Source organism: Staphylococcus ureilyticus (assembly GCF_002902235.1).
Taxonomy (GTDB): Bacteria; Bacillota; Bacilli; order Staphylococcales; family Staphylococcaceae; genus Staphylococcus; species Staphylococcus ureilyticus.
This window is the reverse complement of sequence record NZ_PPRL01000183.1, coordinates 742-1,496: the sequence shown is the minus strand read 5'-3', so window position 1 is coordinate 1,496 and position 755 is coordinate 742. Positions and strand designations below refer to the sequence as shown.

Genomic DNA, 755 nt, shown 5'->3' with positions numbered 1-755 from the left:
CCATCAAATGTAGATTTAGAAGGTGGAGAAGATATCAAAGTTACTTCTAAAGATAAAGTTGGCAATACATCTGAAGAGACAATGACAACAGTAGTAGACACGACAGCACCATCAGCACCGACGGTGAACGGAGTGACAAGTGAAGCTACAACGGTAAGTGGCACAGCAGAGCCAGGCTCAACAGTAACCGTGATGTTCCCAGATGGAACAACGGCAACAGGAATAGCAGATGAAGAAGGTAACTACACAGTTGAAATTCCATCTAATATAGATTTAAAAGGTGGAGAAGAATTACAAGTAACAGCTACAGATAAAAATGGTAATGTATCTAAATCAAGTATTGTTATAGTAAGTGATTCAGGAGAAAACCCAGGTACAGGAGAAAACCCAGGTACAGGAGAAGAACCAGGTACAGGAGAAGAACCAGGTACAGGAGAAGAACCAGGTACAGGAGAAGAACCAGGTACAGGAGAAGAACCAGGTACAGGAGAAAATCCAGGTACAGGAGAAGAACCAGGTACAGGAGAAGAACCAGGTACGGGAGAAGAACCAGGTACGGGAGAAAATCCAGGTACAGGAGAAAATCCAGGTACAGGAGAAGAACCAGGTACAGGAGAAGAACCAGGTACGGGAGAAGAACCAGGTACGGGAGAAAATCCAGGTACAGGAGAAAATCCAGGTACAGGAGAAGAACCAGGTACAGGAGAAGAACCAGGTACGGGAGAAGAACCAGGTACGGGAGAAAATCCAGGTAT

General features: G+C 44.8%; 1 protein-coding gene. It reads left to right on the top strand.

Annotated features, from left to right (window positions below):
- On the top strand, positions 1-755 hold a 755-nt coding region (locus CD150_RS13630; protein ID WP_240621247.1), incomplete at both ends, for an Ig-like domain-containing protein.